19 protein-coding genes and 1 riboswitch are annotated in these 18,677 nt (G+C 38.7%); of the genes, 9 read left to right on the top strand and 10 right to left on the bottom strand.

Annotated elements, in window-relative coordinates:
* Positions 1 to 203 precede the first annotated feature (203 nt).
* The 3 genes from V6670_RS06405 to V6670_RS06395 all read right to left on the bottom strand — a co-directional run bounded on the left by V6670_RS06405 (position 204) and on the right by V6670_RS06395 (position 2,843).
* Positions 204 to 719 (bottom strand): DUF6886 family protein, encoded by a 516-nt coding sequence (locus V6670_RS06405; protein WP_141905925.1) that lies wholly within the window; start codon positions 717 to 719, stop codon positions 204 to 206.
* Between the two features lie 14 nt (positions 720 to 733).
* Entirely contained in the window at positions 734 to 1,474 is a 741-nt protein-coding gene (locus V6670_RS06400; RefSeq protein ID WP_141905924.1) for a class I SAM-dependent methyltransferase, read from the bottom strand.
* Between the two features lie 184 nt (positions 1,475 to 1,658).
* A complete protein-coding gene (locus V6670_RS06395; RefSeq protein WP_338653211.1) occupies positions 1,659 to 2,843 on the bottom strand; it encodes a YbfB/YjiJ family MFS transporter in 1,185 nt (394 codons plus the stop codon).
* Positions 2,844 to 2,959: 116 nt separating this feature from the next.
* Between V6670_RS06395 and V6670_RS06390 the strand changes: the two genes are divergently transcribed.
* The 4 genes from V6670_RS06390 to solA all read left to right on the top strand — a co-directional run bounded on the left by V6670_RS06390 (position 2,960) and on the right by solA (position 8,078).
* The gene (locus V6670_RS06390) at positions 2,960 to 3,850 is read left to right on the top strand and encodes a LysR family transcriptional regulator (RefSeq protein WP_338653210.1); all 891 of its coding nucleotides are present in this window, start codon (positions 2,960 to 2,962) and stop codon (positions 3,848 to 3,850) included.
* A 191-nt stretch (positions 3,851 to 4,041) separates the two neighbouring features.
* Positions 4,042 to 5,409, top strand: coding sequence for a guanine deaminase (gene guaD, locus V6670_RS06385; protein WP_338653208.1), 1,368 nt, complete (start codon positions 4,042 to 4,044; stop codon positions 5,407 to 5,409).
* A gap of 48 nt (positions 5,410 to 5,457) precedes the next feature.
* On the top strand, positions 5,458 to 6,807 hold the full coding sequence (locus tag V6670_RS06380; protein WP_338653206.1) for a solute carrier family 23 protein: 1,350 nt from the start codon (positions 5,458 to 5,460) through the stop codon (positions 6,805 to 6,807).
* A 128-nt stretch (positions 6,808 to 6,935) separates the two neighbouring features.
* The gene (gene solA / locus V6670_RS06375; protein ID WP_338653204.1) at positions 6,936 to 8,078 is read left to right on the top strand and encodes an N-methyl-L-tryptophan oxidase; all 1,143 of its coding nucleotides are present in this window, start codon (positions 6,936 to 6,938) and stop codon (positions 8,076 to 8,078) included.
* Positions 8,079 to 8,094: 16 nt separating this feature from the next.
* On the opposite strand, the gene V6670_RS06370 is transcribed toward solA, so the two are convergent.
* Genes V6670_RS06370 through V6670_RS06355 form a run of 4 tightly spaced genes read right to left on the bottom strand, consistent with a single transcriptional unit; the run spans position 8,095 to position 11,616 of the window.
* Positions 8,095 to 8,658 (bottom strand): hypothetical protein, encoded by a 564-nt coding sequence (locus tag V6670_RS06370; RefSeq protein ID WP_338653202.1) that lies wholly within the window; start codon positions 8,656 to 8,658, stop codon positions 8,095 to 8,097.
* Between the two features lie 16 nt (positions 8,659 to 8,674).
* The gene (locus tag V6670_RS06365) at positions 8,675 to 9,760 is read right to left on the bottom strand and encodes an FAD-dependent oxidoreductase (RefSeq protein ID WP_338653201.1); all 1,086 of its coding nucleotides are present in this window, start codon (positions 9,758 to 9,760) and stop codon (positions 8,675 to 8,677) included.
* Positions 9,757 to 10,869 (bottom strand): bifunctional diaminohydroxyphosphoribosylaminopyrimidine deaminase/5-amino-6-(5-phosphoribosylamino)uracil reductase RibD, encoded by a 1,113-nt coding sequence (gene ribD / locus V6670_RS06360; RefSeq protein WP_338654514.1) that lies wholly within the window; start codon positions 10,867 to 10,869, stop codon positions 9,757 to 9,759. Before ribD ends, V6670_RS06365 begins: the two co-directional genes overlap by 4 nt.
* Positions 10,870 to 10,884: 15 nt before the next feature.
* The gene (locus tag V6670_RS06355) at positions 10,885 to 11,616 is read right to left on the bottom strand and encodes a GTP cyclohydrolase II (RefSeq protein WP_141903574.1); all 732 of its coding nucleotides are present in this window, start codon (positions 11,614 to 11,616) and stop codon (positions 10,885 to 10,887) included.
* A 269-nt stretch (positions 11,617 to 11,885) separates the two neighbouring features.
* Between V6670_RS06355 and V6670_RS06350 the strand changes: the two genes are divergently transcribed.
* The 4 genes from V6670_RS06350 (at position 11,886) to V6670_RS06335 (ending at position 15,697) form a co-directional block, all read left to right on the top strand.
* Positions 11,886 to 12,521 (top strand): TrkA C-terminal domain-containing protein, encoded by a 636-nt coding sequence (locus V6670_RS06350; protein ID WP_036127739.1) that lies wholly within the window; start codon positions 11,886 to 11,888, stop codon positions 12,519 to 12,521.
* Positions 12,522 to 12,679: 158 nt separating this feature from the next.
* Positions 12,680 to 13,879 carry a glycine betaine/L-proline ABC transporter ATP-binding protein gene (locus V6670_RS06345; RefSeq protein ID WP_036127743.1) on the top strand — a complete coding sequence of 400 codons (1,200 nt, stop codon included), beginning with the start codon at positions 12,680 to 12,682 and terminating at the stop codon, positions 13,877 to 13,879.
* Positions 13,872 to 14,726, top strand: coding sequence for a proline/glycine betaine ABC transporter permease (locus V6670_RS06340; RefSeq protein ID WP_036127746.1), 855 nt, complete (start codon positions 13,872 to 13,874; stop codon positions 14,724 to 14,726). The genes V6670_RS06345 and V6670_RS06340 overlap by 8 nt, the downstream gene beginning before the upstream one ends.
* Positions 14,727 to 14,812: 86 nt before the next feature.
* A complete protein-coding gene (locus tag V6670_RS06335) occupies positions 14,813 to 15,697 on the top strand; it encodes a glycine betaine ABC transporter substrate-binding protein (RefSeq protein ID WP_338654511.1) in 885 nt (294 codons plus the stop codon).
* 46 nt (positions 15,698 to 15,743) lie between these two features.
* On the opposite strand, the gene V6670_RS06330 is transcribed toward V6670_RS06335, so the two are convergent.
* The 3 genes from V6670_RS06330 to V6670_RS06320 form a co-directional block, all read right to left on the bottom strand.
* On the bottom strand, positions 15,744 to 16,058 hold the full coding sequence (locus V6670_RS06330) for a multidrug efflux SMR transporter (RefSeq protein ID WP_338653195.1): 315 nt from the start codon (positions 16,056 to 16,058) through the stop codon (positions 15,744 to 15,746).
* The gene (locus V6670_RS06325; protein ID WP_338653194.1) at positions 16,058 to 16,399 is read right to left on the bottom strand and encodes a multidrug efflux SMR transporter; all 342 of its coding nucleotides are present in this window, start codon (positions 16,397 to 16,399) and stop codon (positions 16,058 to 16,060) included. The genes V6670_RS06330 and V6670_RS06325 overlap by 1 nt, the downstream gene beginning before the upstream one ends.
* 125 nt (positions 16,400 to 16,524) lie before the next feature.
* A riboswitch (guanidine-I (ykkC/yxkD leader) is annotated at positions 16,525 to 16,621 on the bottom strand.
* Between the two features lie 31 nt (positions 16,622 to 16,652).
* A complete protein-coding gene (locus V6670_RS06320; RefSeq protein WP_338653192.1) occupies positions 16,653 to 17,801 on the bottom strand; it encodes a substrate-binding domain-containing protein in 1,149 nt (382 codons plus the stop codon).
* Between the two features lie 249 nt (positions 17,802 to 18,050).
* On the opposite strand from V6670_RS06320, the gene V6670_RS06315 reads away from it, so the two are divergent.
* Positions 18,051 to 18,524 carry a YbaK/EbsC family protein gene (locus V6670_RS06315; protein ID WP_338653190.1) on the top strand — a complete coding sequence of 158 codons (474 nt, stop codon included), beginning with the start codon at positions 18,051 to 18,053 and terminating at the stop codon, positions 18,522 to 18,524.
* The last annotated feature ends 153 nt before the right edge of the window (positions 18,525 to 18,677 follow it).

Raw genomic sequence — 18,677 nt, 5'->3', positions numbered from 1 at the left:
TTGAAAATTTGTTAGAGTAGTACTTTAAATATCCTTCTCCACATCCTGCATCTAATACATGCTTTTCATCTGGCTCTTCCAACAAAGAATAGATGGTAGGATTCAATGAATATCACCCGCTCCTCAGTTAGCTGTATACCTTTATCTAATTAGTAGACAAACAAGCCTCGTCTATGCACTAGCAGCATGACGAGGCTTGTTCTTTAGTGTCTTGGCTGTGCAAAGCGCATCCTGCACATCGACCAATTTAAGCTTGTATACTGGATTTCGTCATGGATATCCCACAAGCGATCCACTATTCGCAATTCAACATTCCGTTCCAATAATGCTTTAGCTATATCGTTGACCTCAGAGACATTAATGGGCATTTGTATTAATTCACTTGTATAATAACCTGCATTATCATCCTGTAATGTGAATCCATTACTATCAAACTCATATAGGTAAAGTCTCGTATTCTTCAATACTTCAAACCATTTGTTTTCAATGACCACTACATGAGAAGCTTGTGCTAGATAATACCCTCTGTCTTGCTCGGTTGTTTGTACCCCTGCATGAAAGCAAACACGAGGACAATCTCTCGGCGTTAAATAATTCGGCAAGCATCTCTCATTGATGGCCCATACAAGCCCTTTGGTTGCATCTAAATCTGCTCGCTCAGGTAGTCGAGGATGAAACATCGTAATAGTAGGGTTCTCACTGACATGAAATAAACGCATGGATTCACTCTCCTTTATTTTCTAAGTTTAAACACGATAAAATCTGCACAATGCAAATCTTCCTCAAATTGAGGATACTTCTCTAGCATGTCTTGTGATGGCTTTGGCTCTACAATAGCTTCAATGGTAAAGCCACTTTGAATAATGGCTTGCACATAGCTTGTTAATGTACGGTGATACAGCACAATTGAGGGGTTAGCATCTAGTTGTTGATAAACCCCTTCATAAAAATAACGCTGGATTTTCCAATACTGTTGATCTAGCTGCTCATGTCTTATCCATCCACTATTTGGTGTCACAAAACATGGATGCAGAATTGAAAAAATAAAAATGCTATTAGGTTTCAAAAGACGATACATTTCATGCAATGCAGCCTTATAGCCCTCTAAATCTTGAAGAACCATATTTGACACAATACCATCAAATTGATCATCTGCTAGAAACGCTAAATTTTCACAGTTTCCGTGTAAAAATTGAATAGCTTCCTGCTGTTGTGTTCTTTCCATAGCAATATCCAGCATTTTTTGTGAAAAATCAACAGCCGTTACACTTGCCCCTTTCTTTGCTAGTAATCTACTTAAATATCCTTCTCCACATCCTGCATCTAATACATGCTTTCCGTCTAGCCCTTCCAGTAAAGAAAAGATGGTGGGATTTAACAGTACTACACGATGATTGTCACCCTCCTCATCGTAGGTAGCTGTATACCGCTCTGCATATTGATTCCAACGTTGAATAGCTTGTTCTGTGTTCATATAAAGTCCCCATTTCAATGTAGAATCGTAACGTTACGTCCTTTGTGCACTTATCTATTTTTCCATATAAAGAAAAAAATATATAGACTTTTATTATATTTTTTAATATCATGTAGATAGAGGCACGGCTTCTTTAAGTAAATGATAAAGCCAGAAATCCTATAGGATTTCTGGCTTTTATGCGTTATATAGAAATTGTCTGTTCGACAACAGCTTCTTTTTTTACAGTTAGCCACCTACCAATGACCATAACGAGCAATGCAAGAAACACAATGACCCCAGCAAATACAAGTGCTGCTTTATAGCTACTATAAACTTCAACCAGCTTTCCTGCGACAATCGGTCCGATAATTTGTCCAAAAGCATAAAAGGTTGTTAATAAAGATACAACAAAACCGCTCTGTGTCGGGAAAAGCTGTCGTGCATAGGAGGTAGTTAACGTGACAATTCCTACAAAGGTTAGACCAAATAAAAATGATGCTAACAATACGCTCCATACAGTTTGTGAAAATACTGGTAATAGGATGCCAATCACTTGAAGTATGTATGCCACAAACAAAATTTTTATCGCTGAAAACTTCTCCAATAAGACTGTCCAAACAGGTGCTGATGGAATAGCTGCAAGTCCCACAATAACCCAGCTGTAAGAGGAGTAAGCTTGGAGAGAAGGGATATTATGAATAATATCAACCAAAAAAGTACCTGTAATAATATAGCCTAATCCCTCTAAGCCATAGGATAGAATCAGCCATGGCATAAAGCCTCTTGTCATTTTGGTATCGAGCGTTTTCATCACTTTTATGCTGTCTTGAACCTCTAAATTTCTCCACAGAATAAAGGTAATGAGTAAAAGAACAGCTGATAGCATACCTAAACCTAGCCATGTTCCCTCCCAAGCAAATTTCGCTTCTATTGCAGGAACACATAAGCCAGAAATAGCAATTCCCAAACCAATGCCACTAAATACATAGCCAGACCATCGTGATAATGAATGTCTCGCCAAATAATCCATCATAATGCTAGACGTTAAAACAAAAATAAGCCCACCTGTAATGCCTGCGATTAAACGGAGAACTAGCCATACAGAATACACCTCTAGCAAGCCCATTAATCCCACCGATAGAACATTGAAAACGACACTTGCCAATAAAATATTTTTACGTCGACGATGAATAAATCCTGCCCATAATGCGCCAATGAAATAGCCAATATAATTGCTTGAAGCCAAAAATCCAGCCACCTCTAACGAAAACCCTACATCATGACGCATAAATGGCAAAATCGGTGTAAATGCAAATCGACTAATTCCCATTGCGACAACTAGTAATAAAATTCCTCCAAAGACAACTCCCATATGCTGCCGAGTCATTTTTATCCCCCTCCCCTTTTTCTTACTGTAATTATAAGGATACAGAGCGTAAATTAATAAATCTAATATATAATGTATATAAAATCATAAAAAAAATTAATGAAAGGTACTTGCATATGAATTTACACGCTTTACGGCTATTTACAAAGGTGGCTGAGCACAATAGTGTTTCCAAAGCGGCACAAACACTTATGATTAGTCAGCCTGCTGTCACCATTCAAATACGAAATTTAGAAAAAGAGCTAGGTTTGACCCTGATAGAATCCAAAGGGAGAGGCATTGCATTAACACCAAATGGCACGTTTTTATATAAACAGGCACAGCGATTATTTGATTTAGAAATCGATATTGAATATAAAATTGAACAACTGAAATATACAGGCAATGAGGAATTGCAAATTGCCTCGACGCATGTGCCTTCCCATTTTTTACTGCCCAAATGGTTGGCTCATTTTAAACAAATTTATCCGGCAACAAATCTCCATTTAAAAACGGCTAATTCACAGCAAGTCATTGAGGAATTATTGCATTATAAAGCTGACTTAGCCTTTATCGTTAAAGAAGATGGCCATCATCCTGATATTAATTATCAATTTCTGATGAATTTAGATTATTGGTTTATCGTGCCATACAGTCATCCATTAGCAGGTCAAACGGTTTCCCTCGCAGAACTTATGGAACAGCCCTTTGTGACAAGGGAAGACGGGAGTTCCACAAAAGAATATTTAAATGCTTTATGTAAAGTGCATAAAATTCCCCCACCAAAAGTAGGACTGCAACTAGATGGAATTAATGAATCGATCCATGCTATTGCAGCAGGTTTCGGAACAATGCTAGCTCCGTCCATAGCAGCTTCTAGCTTTATCCAGCAGCAACAGGTTGCCCGTGTTTTTATTAAGGAGATTGATATTCAACGTCCTATCTATCTTTGTACACGAAAAAATGAACAGCACCATTCCCCCTCCTTTCATAACTTTCTTCATATCATCAATGAATCCATTCTATAAAAAGAAGGCACGCTAAAACATGTGCCTTCTTCTCATCCATCAATGCTTGTCAAAGCTGTAAAAATGTAGTTGGACAGCTTCTTTTTTTCTTTCATAAACTCATTAATATTCGTTTTTTTATAGACTCTATAGTTTATATAACCTATAATAATCTGTGTTATTATCAATAAACGAACATTAAGGTGGTTTTCATGACTAAATATACGTATATTTTCAAAGGGACAGCTTTTACTAGTAAATCTGCTACTGAAGTTCAAATTTTAAAAGATTATTTGTTTTTCATAAATGCTGACGGCATGATTGATAAAGCAGTCGGTCCAGAACGTACTGATTACCAACAACTATTAACTACATATCAACATCAGCCTAATTTCCATCCATTAGCTGAAGGTCAATATTTCTTACCAGGATTTGTTGACTTGCACGTTCATGCACCACAATGGGCACAATCGGGTACAGCCTTAGACATTCCACTTTATGACTGGCTAAACACTTATACGTTCCCAATCGAATCAAAATTTTCGGATTTAACGTTTGCACAAGAGGTTTACGAGGATTTAGTGAGCACGCTACTTGCCAATGGCACAACAACATCCTTATATTTTGCAACAGTTCATAAAGAAACTAGCATACTGTTAGCTAAAATCTGTGCTGAAAAGGGTCAACGTGGCCTTGTCGGAAAAGTGGTCATGGATGATCCTGAGCAAAATCCCGATTTTTATCGAGATGCAAACACACAAACTGCATTAGCTGATACAGAAGAGTTTATTTTAGCGGTAAAAGAATTAGCGAAAACAACTAAACAAGGTGTTTACCCCGTTGTCACACCTCGCTTTATTCCAAGTTGTACAGATGATGCCTTAATGGGCTTAGGTGATTTAGCAGCGAAATACGATACTCATATTCAATCTCACTGTAGCGAAAGTGACTGGGAGCATGGTTATGCCAAAGAGAGATTTAATAGGAATGATGCAGTAGCCTTACATGATTTTGGTTTATTAGGGGATAAATCGGTTATGGCTCATTGTAACTTTTTAAGTGATGATGATGCTCAATTATTTGCTGAAACAGGCACTGCCATTGGGCATTGTCCAATCTCTAATGCCTATTTTGCTAACAGTGTGATTCCAATCGCCCGCTTCCATGCAATGGGCATTGATATTGGATTAGGTTCAGATGTTTCAGGGGGATTTTCTCCAAGTCTTTTTGATAATGCAAGACAGGCTGTTATGTCATCAAGAATGTTAGAGGATGGTGTCGATACAGCCCTTGCAGCTGAAAAACGGGGTGTGCCAAATTCACGTATTACCATTAATGAAGCCTTCTATCTAGCCACTGCTGGGGGTGGTGAAAGCTTAAGCCTTCCAATTGGGCGTTTACAAGAAAACTATACATGGGATGTACAAATTATAGATACAAAAATTCCTACTGCTAAGCTTCCAATTTTTGATCAAAATGAAGATTTACTCGATATATTCCAAAAAATAATGTATCTTGTACGCCCAGAAAATATCCGTGAGGTATGGGTGCAAGGGAGTAAAGTTCATACGAGAGATTAGCCATTCTCTTATTCATTAAAAATCTATCATTTTGAGGTGTACAACTTCGTGAAAACGCAACATAGTAAACGAACAAACGAAACAAGAAAAACACAATTAACCGTATTACCAGATGAAAAAATCTCGTTCAGCCAATCAGCTCTACTAGGTTTACAGCATGTCATGGCCATGGATGTTTACGTCGTGCCATTTTTAATTGCCATGCTCATTGGTCTACAAACTGGGCAGGCAGGTGCATTAATTCAATCCACCTTTATTGCGGCAGGGATTGCGACTATTGTACAAACCCATTTTTGTATGAAATTACCGATGGCACAAGGCCCTTCCTATGTTCCACTAGGGGCTATTGTTGGAATCTATGCGGCAAGTGGCAGTGGTGATTTAGGCTGGAGTACTGTGCTAGGTGCCAGCTTAATCGGTGCCATTTTCGTCATTATTTTAGGCTATACAGGCATTTTCAATAAAATTGTTCAAACATTTATTCCACCGATTGTTGGCGGTACGATTATCTTTGTTGTCGGTCTTTCCTTAATGCCTGTCGGTTTAAGTGATAATATTTTTAATGGAGCAGGTGCATCCATTAATCAGAACATCTATTTAGCTTTGATTTCAGCCATTGTATTAATCATTTGTGTCATGTTAGGGACAGTCTTCCACCAAAAAGGGCGTCTATTCCGTATTGCATCTGTCATCATTGCCTTAATCGGCGGCAGTATTGCGGCAAATAGGATGGGTGTTTTAGATTTATCTCCTGTATCACAAGCAAAATGGTTTAGTATGCCGCAAATTCCATTTGCAGATTTCGGCTTTAGCTTTAATATTTCAGCCATTATCACAATGGTCATTATTTATATTGTCTTAATGGCGGAAACAACAGGAACATGGTTTGCCATTAGCAATGTCATCGACAAACCATTAACAGATCAACAAATTAATCGAGGCGTTATTGGTGAAGGCATTGGCTGTTTTATTGCTTCATTACTAGGCTCTACACCTGTGACGGGTTACTCTACAAATGCAGGTGTTATCTCAATTACAGGGATTGCGAGCCGTCGAGTATTTATAGCAGCAGGTATTTGGTTTATCATCTTCGGCTTCTCTGGTAAATTAGCGGCACTTATTTCAGCCATTCCTTCAGCAGTCATTGGTGGTGTATTTGTCATCGTCTGTGGCATTATTGCCATCAGCGGATTACAGGTGATGAAAAATGAAGATATTGGTGAAAAGGAAATGTATGTCATTGCGATTCCTGTCATTTTAACGTTAGCTCTGACATTATTGCCTGATGATTTCCTTTATTCATTACCTACAACCGTTCAATATTTATTTGGGTCGCCTATCGCAACCGCTGCGCTGGTAGCGATTTTCCTTAATAAAATTCTACCAAGCTCAAAATAGCAAGTATCTACAATGCATAGCACCTCTAGTCCATTTGGATTGCAGGTGTTGTGCCTATTTATTTTCTAAAATTTCTGTTTCCTTCCCTGCTAATCTGTTATACTAGAGTAAAAAAGTAGGGATTAAGAATGGTATATGATGTCATAATAGTTGGTGCTGGCTCCATGGGGATGGCGGCTGGTTATTATTTAGCAAAGGAAGGTAACAAAGTTCTTATGCTAGATGCCTTTACTCCCCCGCATGAAGAAGGTAGTCATCATGGAGATACAAGAATCATTCGCTTTGCTTATGGTGAAGGGGCTAGCTATGTACCTTTTGTAAAAAGAGCTGGTGAGCTTTGGCAAGAGCTAGAGTCTTTAGCCAATGAAAACTTATTTTTACAAACTGGCGTAGTCAATATTGGAGAACCAACCTGTGACTTTATTCAGAATGTCAAGGCAAGCTCAGCACTCTATGATTTAGCACTCGAACATTATTCAGCAACGGAAGCGATGAACAAGTGGCCAGGGCTATTCTTGCCAGAAGATTTAGTGGCTTGCTTTGAGCCGACAGCAGGCGTCCTTCGGGTAGAAGCATGTATTCAAGCATATAAAAAATTGACGTTAGAGGCTGGTGCAAGCTTACAGACAAATGAAAAAGTACTTGCTATTCAAGCTGGAGAAATTGTACAGGTTCAAACTGTACATAACCTTTACAAAGCAAAGCACTTAATAGTAACGGCTGGTGCATGGGCAACCGAGTTACTACAAACGATGGGCGTAACCATCCCAGTTACCCCAACACGTAAAACGTTTGCATGGTTTGAGGCAGATGAGGAGCTTTATCGTGATGAAAATTTCCCAGCCTATTGCTTTGAATTTGCAGATTCAACCTACTACGGCTTTCCTAGTATTGATGGAGCAGGATTAAAACTTGGGCGACATGATGGTGGCGAAGTGATTAATCCAAATACTCCTTTGCGCCCATTTGATGATGCAGATCTTGTTGATTTACAAAATTTCATTCATCAGTTTATGCCCAAGCATGGTGCAATAAAATACGGCAAAACATGCAAGTATTCGATGACTCCTGATGAAGATTTCATAATTGACTTTTTGCCTAAACATCAAAATATTATCATTGCTGCAGGTTTTTCGGGCCATGGCTTTAAATTTAGTAGCGCTGTAGGGGAAGTACTAGCGGAATTAATTGTAGATGGCAAAAGTAAACAGGATTTATCAACCTTTAAGTTGAATCGATTTTTAAAAAATAAGGATTGGTACAACGCATAATCGTTGTACCAATCCTTTATTTTTGTATCAGCACTTGAAACTCTTGCCAATTATATAAACGTGGAAGATTCACATGCTGGTTATAGGATTGATTTTTTAAGATCACCTTAGTTGTCACATCATGAAGTGTTTCCAGCACTGTTGGTTTATCATCTACATAAACATCTAACGCAAGCTCTTTTATAATATTGACTTTTTCTGCATCCTGCATTCCACAGAAAAAATGACCGTCCGTTATTGGAAAACCTTGCGCCTCCATCCATGCTTTTGTTTGTGCACAGTATTGTTTGGGACGAGATGTAATATAGTACATATCATGCCCTTGCGCTGCTAGAGCTTGGAGTGTTTTTATTGCCCCCTCAAAAGAAGGACAGTCCGTAAAATAAATCTCCTCCATTGTACTATTCCACATTGCATAACCTTCTTCGTCTGTTAAACCAAAAGGCTCATGTATTTCTACACGTTGTAAGGCTTGAAAGGTTTTAAAGGAAACATTTTTACCTAGTTTTTTATTATAGAGTAAAAAAGCGTGTGCTCGTAAATCAATTAAAGTGTCATCTATATCAAAGCCAAATTTCATCTAGTTGTTCGTCCTTTCAAGAAGCCTTATTTATGAAGTTAGAAGCAAATGTTTGCTCTTTTTCAATTTGTTTTGCTAATACTTCCTCAATGGCTTGCTTACGCATTTGTTGAAAATCTTGTACATTAAATTGTGCTAACGTGTCTTTATTTAGCAAAGATGCCAAACAATCGGCATCTTTTAGAGCACTATTTAATCCAAATGCCCCAGTTGGCGTCATCGTATGGACAGCATCGCCTAACAATACTATGCCCTGGGTACCCCAACAGTCACAGTGACTACTGAAAACATCTAATAACACAAAGTCTTTCCAAGACTGAATATGCTCTTGTACTGTATTAGCTAATAGTGGAAATTGAGTTGTAAGCTGCTGGATAAAAGGAGTAAAAACTTGTTTGCGCAGCTGAGGGAAACTACCCTGCTCGATATTCCAGCCTATTTGAATATAACCACCAACTTGCGTAAACAATGACAGCTGCTTATCATCGATTAGTGCCATTTTTATAGAAGGTTCCCAATTTGAAGGTGCAGGAATTTTAGCCCATAGTAAATCAAAGCCATGTTTCTGTTTCTTAACATCAATATGTGCTTCCTTACGAATGGTAGAATAGCGACCATCTGCACCAATAATTAATTGGCTATCAATTTTGATAGTGTTTCCATTTTTTATTGCTATAACTCCTCTATAATGACCAGAAGTGTCTACGATGAGCTTTGTTACCTTTGTATGTAGCAAGCATGTAAAGTGGGGAAACGGCCGTGTATTTTGTAAAATTCCCTTTAACAAATGAGCTTGTGGGACATGTATGCCTAAATGACCTACTGCTTCATCAGGAAAAATCGTTTTAAAGGCGTTACCATCTGCGTAATACTCCAGCTTCTCCATTCGTAATATACCGTGTGACTCGACCGCCTCAAAAAGATGATGATTTTTTAAAACAGCCTCGCCCTCTTCATTTAAGTGCTCGCCTCGAAATGACTGACCAAGTGCTGCGTTTTGCTCAAGTAGGATCACTGTTAGCCCTTTTTTGGCTAGCAAGTAGGCTAACAGTGCGCCAGCTGGTCCTGCCCCTACTATACAAACATCTGCTTGATAGTTCACTTTTCTTCACCTTGCTTTGGATAAGCAATAATACGCAAATCCTCGCCTACCTTATCAAATGAAGTCCATTCAACATTCCATGCCTCATTCATTTGAGAGGGACTATAACCAGCAAACGGTGTTAATGATAGATTCCCACCGAGAACTTTAGGCGCTATATACACCACATATTTGTCGATCGCTCCTTGCTGTAAAAAAGAAGCATTTATTTTACTTCCTCCTTCGAGCAAAATATCCGTAATGCCATGTGTATAAAGCTTTTCAAGCATATCATCAAGCTGAAGTCCAGATTCATTTTTGCGTACTGGTAAAACCGTCACACCTTTGTCTGTAAATCGCTTCATTTTTTCTTGGCTTACGTCCTCACTACATACAAGAATCGTATGTGCTTCCTCCGTATTTAACACATTTGCATAGTCGGGTGTGCGTAGAGAACTATCCATAATAATACGTGTTGGATTTTTTCCGTATCCTTCTTTTAATCTTGTTGTTAAAGTAGGATTGTCAGCAATGACTGTACCCACACCAACTAAAATTCCGTCTACCTCATGGCGAATATAGTGAACATCCTCACGTGCAGCCTCGCCAGTTATCCATTTAGAATGCCCTATATGTGTGGCAATTTTCCCATCTAAAGTCATAGCAAATTTGGAAATAACAAATGGGCGTTGTGTCAGCATATTGTGGATGAAACGTTCATTAACACGGCGAGCTTGTTGCTCCAAAACTCCCACCTCAACTACTATTCCCGCATCCCGTAGCAATTGAATGCCTCGCCCTGCTACAGCTGGGTTTGGATCTTGCATGGCTACCACAACTCGACTTACACCAGATTCCTTCACTAGCTTCGCACAAGGTGGTGTCTTCCCATAATGCGAACAAGGCTCTAACGTTACATATAATGTAGCATCTTGTGCATGCTCTCCAGCCATACGAAAAGCATGCACTTCAGCATGTGGTTCACCTGCTTTTCTGTGTAAGCCTGTGCCTACAATCACGCCATTCTTCACGATCACAGCCCCAACAAGTGGATTAGGGTTCGTATTTCCTTTGGCACTCGCTGCTAAATCGAGTGCTAGTTGCATATACTTTTCATCAACATTTGCCATCATCACAACCTCCACCTATTGTTTTTCGCGCATATGTCCAGATTTTTCAACTTTGGTTTCTAAATAAAAACGATTTGTCTCTGTCAAACCGCCCCATAATGGAACATGCCCTTCGGCAGCCATACCGCGTGCCTGTAAAGCAGCCAATTTCTTCGGATTATTGGTAATAAGTGTTACAGGTTTTGTGCGTAGAGTAGCTAATACCGCAAGTGCCTCGTCATATGAACGAGTATCATCTGGGAAGCCGAGTGCATGATTTGCTTCTACTGTATCCAGCCCTTCCTCTTGTAATAAATAAGCAAGAGATTTAGAGAATAACCCAATGCCACGACCTTCATGATCGGCTAAATAAAATATGGCGCCACAGCCGTGCTCTGCGATCATTTTCATGGATTCATGCAACTGGTAGCCACAATCACAGCGCTGACTGCCAAAGATGTCACCAGTGTGACAAATACTATGCATTCGGATTAAAGCATCCTCGGAATGGGTAAAATCACCATACACCAACACAGATGATTGTTGCAAAAATGCTAAATTGGCATTTGCTAAACCATCAATAATTTCTTCTTTCGTTAAATTTGCATCAACTGTTAGCCAGTTATACCATTGAAATAATGCAGAAAAATCGCCTTGTTTTACAGGCAAATTCACTGGACCAACTAGACAAATATTTTCTGTATTTGTATGCTTCACGATTGTCATTTTATCCTTCACTAAGTCCATAACTTTAGTCGTAATTGTCATATTAATCTCCAACCTTCTATAGAAACAGTTGGCTGAATTCGCCAACTGAGCACATGTATTTTTACATCACTTACATAACGTAACTTAGTTTATAATAATAACTAAAAAGTGTCAAACAACAGCTATTATTCTTTTAATATAGATGATAGATACCAAAATTTTAGCATTACTTTTTCATCATATACCATTAGCTTATGGAGGTGCTATTTTTTCTGTGCAGGCTAGTCTATAATAAGCTGTGGTACTGTAATGACGAAAGGAAGTTTAAAATGAACTTAGAAAAAAATGTTCAAGTAAAGCAGCCCAAATATCAGCAAATAGCCATCGACCTTGCCTCTAAGATCGTAGAAAGAAAATACCGCATTGGCGATAAAATATACGCAAGATCCTCTCTTGCAAGTCAATACAATGTTTCAGCAGAGACTGCGAGAAGAGCCATTGCCGTGTTACAAGACTTAGAAATTGTTGAGGCTTCTAAAGGTAGCGGCGTAATTATTAAATCGTATGAAAAAGCAGCACAATTCGTCAGACAGTTTCATGATGTTCAATCTATTCACGAAATACAAAATGAACTTTTGACGAGTATTCAAAAGCAGCATCATGAATTAATTAATTTACAAGACAAGGCAAAGCAGCTCATTAGCCGCACTGAGCATTACCGTTCGGTTAATCCATTCATTCCTTATCAATTAGAAATGACAGCTGATAGTCCATGCATTCATCAAACTGTACAAACCTTAAATTTTTGGCAAAATACATCAAGCACCATTGTCGGTATACGACGTGGCAATGAATTATTACTATCCCCTGGTCCTTATGTCTCATTTGAGGAAGGTGACATTATTTATTTTGTCGGAAATGATGAAAGCTTCGCCAGAGTTCAAAGCTTTTTATATCCAAATTAAAAACCGTTTAAACGCTGATATAACAGCGTTTAAACGGTTTTTTTCTTATTAGTCGATTTGACAAAAGTAACAACTCTTTGTTACAGTAAAGTTGTTACTTGTTTATTTTTGGGTATCATTATCCTCACATAGTAATAATCTACGAAAGGAGTGCTTCTATGGAAAAAATTAAAATAGAACACGTATCAAAAGTGTTTGGTAAACATATTCCCCAAGCACTAGAACTCGTTAAACAGCAAAAAAGTAAGACTGATATCTTAAAAGAAACAGGTGCGACTGTTGGTGTATACGATGCAAGCTTTACGGTCAACGAAGGAGAAATCTTTGTGATCATGGGACTGTCAGGAAGTGGTAAATCAACGCTTATACGGCTCTTAAACCGCCTTATTGAACCAACGAGCGGAAATATATATATCGATGGAGAAAATATTTCTACTATGGGAAAAGAAAGTCTACGGACTGTCAGAAGAAATAAAATGAGTATGGTTTTTCAAAACTTCGGTTTATTCCCCCATCGCACATTACTTCAAAATACCGAATATGGCCTTGAAGTTCGAGGTATTTCAAAGCAAGAACGCCAAGCAAAAGCGGAACAGGCTCTCGAAAATGCTGGATTACTCGCATACAAAGATCAATACCCAAGTCAATTATCAGGTGGTATGCAGCAGCGTGTTGGGTTAGCACGTGCCCTTGCCAACGATCCTGAAATACTATTAATGGATGAAGCTTTTTCTGCACTGGATCCATTGATCCGTAAAGAAATGCAAGATGAGCTACTTGATCTACAACAAAAATTGAAGAAAACCATTTTATTCATTACACATGATTTAAATGAAGCATTACGTATTGGGGATCGCATCGCCATTATGAAGGATGGTTCAATCATTCAGATTGGTACAGGAGAAGAAATATTAACCAATCCAGCCAATGACTATGTCAAAACATTCGTGGAAGATGTGGACCGTTCGAAAGTATTAACAGCAGAAAACGTTATGGTGCGTCCTGTTTATGTCAATGTAGACCTTGACGGTCCTAAAGTAGCGCTTAAACGTATGCGTCAAGAGGCTGTCAGTTTATTAATGGCTGTTGATAAAAATAGACATTTAAAAGGCTTTATTACAGCTGATGATGCACTGGCTGCAGCTAAAAAACATGAACAAACAGTTCATTCTATCGTGCAATCAGAGGTTTTAACTGTTCCGCCAGATATGCTTTTACAGGATATTTTAGGAATGATCTATAATTCACCTACTCCTATTGCAGTTGTCAAAGATGACCGCTTACTGGGTGTTCTGATTAGAGGCGTTGTCATCCAAGCACTGTCAACGAGCGATGAGGAGGCCGAAGCACATGAATAATTTTTTAGATAATATTCCAACAATTCCACTAGCTACGTGGGTTGAATCAGCTATGGACTGGTTGACGAGTAATTTTTCAGCGTTCTTTAACACGATTCAACAATTTGGAAAACTACTCATGAATCAGGTCACTGATTTACTAATTAGTATCCCAGCCATTATTCTTATATTACTTGTCGTGATATTTGCCTTCTTTGTAGCTGGTAAAAAATTCGGACTTGCCGCATTTTCATTAATAGGCTTGCTGTTTATCTATAACCAAGGATTATGGACTCACCTTATGGAGACAACCACGCTTGTAATCTTTTCAAGTATTATATCCATCATCATCGGTATTCCACTTGGTATTCTAATGTCCAAATCAACAATAGCTGAAAACATTATTAAACCAATACTCGATTTCATGCAAACAATGCCTGGCTTTGTGTACCTAATCCCAGCAGTTGCCTTCTTCGGTATCGGGATTGTGCCTGGCGTCTTTGCTTCTGTTATTTTTGCTTTACCTCCAACTGTACGTATGACAAACCTAGGTATTCGTCAGGTACCAAAGGAATTAGTAGAAGCCGCAGACTCTTATGGTAGTAAGGCTAGTCAAAAACTATTTAAAGTAGAAATTCCTCTTGCGAAATCAACGATTATGGCAGGAATTAACCAAACCGTTATGCTATCACTTTCTATGGTAGTTATCGCCTCTATGATTGGGGCTCCAGGTCTAGGACGTGAAGTATTAACAGCCTTACAGCGTACACAAGTTGGGAATGGCTTCGTTGCAGGCTTAGGCTTAGTTATTTTTGCGATTATCATTGACCGTTTAACACAAAGCTTCAATAAAAAGAAAGCTTTATAGAATATAGTTAATCTTTCTCGCCTGCAGCCATCAAGCGATGGGTGTCGGCAGTTTGATACAAAACGATGAATAGAAAGGGAGATTCGATGAAACTGAAAACACTATCTAAGTTAGGAATGGCTCTAGGTCTAGGTCTCATGCTTGCTGCATGTAGTGGAGGCGACACAGGGTCAAGCTCTGGTAAAAACAGTGATTCTAAGGAGGTCAACTTAGCCTATGTTGAATGGGATACAGAAATCGCCTCAACGAATGTCGTGGGGCAAGTACTCGAAGATTTAGGCTATGATGTAGCATTAACTCCTTTGGATAATGCGATTATGTGGGAGGCTGTTTCGAAAGGAGAGGCAGATGGAATGGTAGCGGCATGGTTACCACATACACACGCCTCACAATATGAGAAATATAAAGCTAATTTAGATGAGCTTGGCGAAAACCTTGCTGGTGCAAAAATTGGCTTAGTTGTCCCAAGTTATATGAATGTAAATTCTATTGAAGATTTAACAAATGAAGCTGATCATACGATTACAGGTATCGAGCCTGGTGCTGGTATTACTGCTGCTACAGAAAAAGCTTTAGCAGAATATGATAATTTAGCAGATTGGAACTTTATTACATCTTCTTCTGGTGCCATGACAACTTCATTGGCGAAAGCGTTAAAAAATAAGGAAGAAATCATTGTAACTGGTTGGTCACCACACTGGAAATTTGCGAAATATGATCTTAAATACTTAGAAGATCGAAAAGGTGTATATGGTGGGGAAGAAACGATTAATACATTCGCTCGTAAAGGCTTAAAAGAAGATTTACCGGATGTATACTCGGTGCTTGATAACTTCCACTGGACAGCAGAGGATTTAGAAAGTGTTATGCTTGAAGTAATGGATGGCAAAGATCCAAAAGATGCTGCAAAAGAATGGGTGGAAGCTAATCCAGATAAAGTAGCAGAATGGACAAAAGACGTAAAAAAATAATATAAAAAATGCACTTCCACTTTTACAAAGGGAAGTGCATTTTTTATTACGACAATAACTTCAACATAATGGCTGCTCCTAAAACAAGCACAATGCAAACCATTCGTCTCCAGTCCTTTGATTCATTGAAAAATAACATGCCCAGTAGTGCTCCCCCAGCTGCTCCAATTCCTGTCCAAATAGCATAGGCAGTACCCATTGGTAATGTTTCCATTGCATAAGCTAGACCCGCAAAACTTAAGGTAAATGCAAAAATCAGCAGCCCTAAATTTTTTATAGTCTTTGTTTTATTATATTTACTAATCATATATACGCCCATCATCTCACATAACCCTGCAATAACTAATGCCATCCATGCCATTATTCATTCACCTCTTGTTCCTTTGGCTCTCCCGTTACAAGCTTTAAGCCCACAACCCCTGCAAGTAAAACAACAATACATACTATTTTGGCTAATTTCCAAGGCTCTCCAAACAACAAGCTATCAGCACAAACAGTCCCCGCTGTCCCTAATCCAACAAAGACAGCGTATACCGTACCAACAGGTAAATGCTCCCCCGCTTTTATGAGTAAATAAAAACTAATAAAAATAGCAATAGCTGTCCCAATCCATTCCAGCACACTCATTGCATGCTTTAAACCAATGACCCATCCTACTTCAAAGCAAGCCGCTATAATGACACTGATCCACTGTTTATTCATCCTAAATCCCTCCATTTTATGAGACACGGTCGATTAACTGATTAATAAAGTACCTTCCTCAGCTTTCGCTAAATAACATGATTTTAGCCAAACAAAAAAGCCTGAAGAAACTGTCATTAAACAGTATCTCCCAGGCTTTTATCCTTCCGTGTCACAAAATTAATTTGTGGTTTTCTCTCGGACCAGACTAGCAAAAGCTACGGAACCCTAGAAAACTTTTCATTCGATTGTTGCTCTTAGTATAGCAAACTTTTTAATGATTTTCCACTGGTACATAGCCGACCCTTTCAACCATCGCTTGCCCTTCCTTGGAAAGTATCCATTCAATTAGTTTCTGCGTATTTTGATTTTCTGTTCCAGCTGTGATGGCATAAAATTCAGCAACTAAAGGATATGTACCATTTTGAATTGTTTCTTTTGTTGGGGCTACTCCGTCAATGGATAGTAATTTGATTTTTTGATTACCTACCATCTCTGTAGAATAATATCTAAACGTAAAGCCCATTGCGTTTTTATAGTTTCGATATTGTGACACTTCACGAATGATTCCTCCCATTCCCGACACAATATCTTCCGAAGGCGCAGCCATAATTGGCGTATTGCCCATCAATTTTTCTAATGTTGTTTGACTTCCACTATCTGCTGGGCGTTGGAAAGCGCGGATTGGCTCATTCTTCCCACCGACCTCATGCCAATTGGTTATTTCACCAGCGTATATTTGCTTCACCTGCTCAAGCGTTACATTATCCACACTGTTTTTATGATGCACGAAGAAGACAAATGCTTCACGTCCAATTGGTGTCATGTCAAATGTAAGACCTTCCTTTTCTGCTTGCCACTCTTGTGAGGTGGACGGTGCTGCTGCAAAGATAAGATCCACATCTCCTGCTATTAAATTTTGATAGGCTTCAGGTGTACGGCTTACTTGAACTCTACTATTATCTGGCTGATAGTCACCTTTGGGATAAGTAGCCTCTACAAAAGCCGCATACAAAGGGTACATGGCTGTTGCACCATCTAATCTTGGTAATGACTCGGTCATTTGTAAGGATGCTTTTGTGTCAGACTTTATCACTTTATTGCCCAGCGTAAATGGCTGATAGGCAGATACATCAATTTCCGCATCAACAGTAGGAATACTCAATTTATAATAATGTTGGATTGGTTTGATGAAAGCTATTAATAAGGCAATACCCATTACTCCAAATAACCATCCTCTTCGTCTTTTGGTGTTGGTCCATTTAAATACGCTACAAATAAACAGGACAAATAAACAAACGGGTACTGTCCAAACTAACTGCATCAAATGAATGCTGCCATTCAGTGTGATAATCAATGCAACCATTAATGTCACTACTGATAAACCAATCAACACAGATACGATTTGTATAAACTTTAACATTGGAACCCCCTTTTAGTGTAATTTTACACTTCATATAGTTATCGTACTTGAAAGATAGAGCATTCACAACTATATATTTTGAAAATTATGCTAAAATTAAATTTGTCTTGATTTAACGACTTCTTTTGTTTCTTCAGAAAACGGAACAGTCCCTCTTTAAAGGGAGAGGAGATTTTTAAGAGCAAGCTCGAATGATTCAAGACACCATTATGACGAGGCGTCATTGATAAAAGTAGGAGGAATGTACATATGGCGATTGAAAAAGTACGTAGGCATTTAGCAAAATGGCATGTTGAGCACAAAATACAAGAGCTGGAAGAAAGCTCAGCGACTGTTGAATTAGCAGCGCAGGCCCTTGGCTGTGAGCCCGAACGCATCGCAAAATCATTATCTTTTCTTGTGAATGATGGCGCGGTATTAATTGTTGCTGCAGGGGATGCTAAAATCGATAATGCAAAATATAAAGCAATGTTTGGTACAAAGGCAAAGATGCTATCCAAGGACGATGTGGAGACGATGATTGGTCATGATGTCGGAGGTGTTTGCCCTTTTGGTGTGAACGAAGGTGTAGCCATTTATTTAGATGAATCTCTGAAACGTTTTACCACTGTTTTTCCTGCATGTGGAAGCAGCAATTCTGCCATTGAGGTAACGATTTCAGAACTCGAAACGTATGCCCCTTATAAAGAATGGATTGATGTCTGTAAAGGCTGGAATGAATAAGGACTAAACGATGAGGCTGGGACATAACTAAATGGTTCCTTCCTAAAGCCGAATGAACTCTAAATTAACAAAACATGATAAATAGAAAAACCGAACTATTTCGAAACACTTCATGAGCGTTTCATTGGATAGTTCGGTTTTTTGTTGGCTGAA

Origin of the sequence: Lysinibacillus sp. Y5S-8, from assembly GCF_036894365.1 — a bacterium.
Taxonomy (GTDB): domain Bacteria; phylum Bacillota; class Bacilli; order Bacillales_A; family Planococcaceae; genus Lysinibacillus; species Lysinibacillus fusiformis_D.
This window is presented reverse-complemented; position numbering and strand designations above follow the sequence as displayed.

What these genes read in the sequence shown, in the direction of transcription:
- V6670_RS06405 (WP_141905925.1), bottom strand. Translation starts at nt 719, where the DNA reads ATGCGTTTATTTCATGTCAGTGAGAACCCTACTATTACGATGTTTCAT.
- V6670_RS06400 (WP_141905924.1), bottom strand. Translation starts at nt 1,474, where the DNA reads ATGAACACAGAACAAGCTATTCAACGTTGGAATCAATATGCAGAGCGG.
- V6670_RS06395 (WP_338653211.1), bottom strand. Translation starts at nt 2,843, where the DNA reads ATGACTCGGCAGCATATGGGAGTTGTCTTTGGAGGAATTTTATTACTA.
- V6670_RS06390 (WP_338653210.1), top strand. Translation starts at nt 2,960, where the DNA reads ATGAATTTACACGCTTTACGGCTATTTACAAAGGTGGCTGAGCACAAT.
- guaD (WP_338653208.1), top strand. Translation starts at nt 4,042, where the DNA reads ATGACTAAATATACGTATATTTTCAAAGGGACAGCTTTTACTAGTAAA.
- solA (WP_338653204.1), top strand. Translation starts at nt 6,936, where the DNA reads ATGGTATATGATGTCATAATAGTTGGTGCTGGCTCCATGGGGATGGCG.
- V6670_RS06370 (WP_338653202.1), bottom strand. Translation starts at nt 8,658, where the DNA reads ATGAAATTTGGCTTTGATATAGATGACACTTTAATTGATTTACGAGCA.
- ribD (WP_338654514.1), bottom strand. Translation starts at nt 10,869, where the DNA reads ATGGCAAATGTTGATGAAAAGTATATGCAACTAGCACTCGATTTAGCA.
- V6670_RS06355 (WP_141903574.1), bottom strand. Translation starts at nt 11,616, where the DNA reads ATGACAATTACGACTAAAGTTATGGACTTAGTGAAGGATAAAATGACA.
- V6670_RS06350 (WP_036127739.1), top strand. Translation starts at nt 11,886, where the DNA reads ATGAACTTAGAAAAAAATGTTCAAGTAAAGCAGCCCAAATATCAGCAA.
- V6670_RS06345 (WP_036127743.1), top strand. Translation starts at nt 12,680, where the DNA reads ATGGAAAAAATTAAAATAGAACACGTATCAAAAGTGTTTGGTAAACAT.
- V6670_RS06340 (WP_036127746.1), top strand. Translation starts at nt 13,872, where the DNA reads ATGAATAATTTTTTAGATAATATTCCAACAATTCCACTAGCTACGTGG.
- V6670_RS06335 (WP_338654511.1), top strand. Translation starts at nt 14,813, where the DNA reads ATGAAACTGAAAACACTATCTAAGTTAGGAATGGCTCTAGGTCTAGGT.
- V6670_RS06330 (WP_338653195.1), bottom strand. Translation starts at nt 16,058, where the DNA reads ATGGCATGGATGGCATTAGTTATTGCAGGGTTATGTGAGATGATGGGC.
- V6670_RS06325 (WP_338653194.1), bottom strand. Translation starts at nt 16,399, where the DNA reads ATGAATAAACAGTGGATCAGTGTCATTATAGCGGCTTGCTTTGAAGTA.
- V6670_RS06320 (WP_338653192.1), bottom strand. Translation starts at nt 17,801, where the DNA reads ATGTTAAAGTTTATACAAATCGTATCTGTGTTGATTGGTTTATCAGTA.
- V6670_RS06315 (WP_338653190.1), top strand. Translation starts at nt 18,051, where the DNA reads ATGGCGATTGAAAAAGTACGTAGGCATTTAGCAAAATGGCATGTTGAG.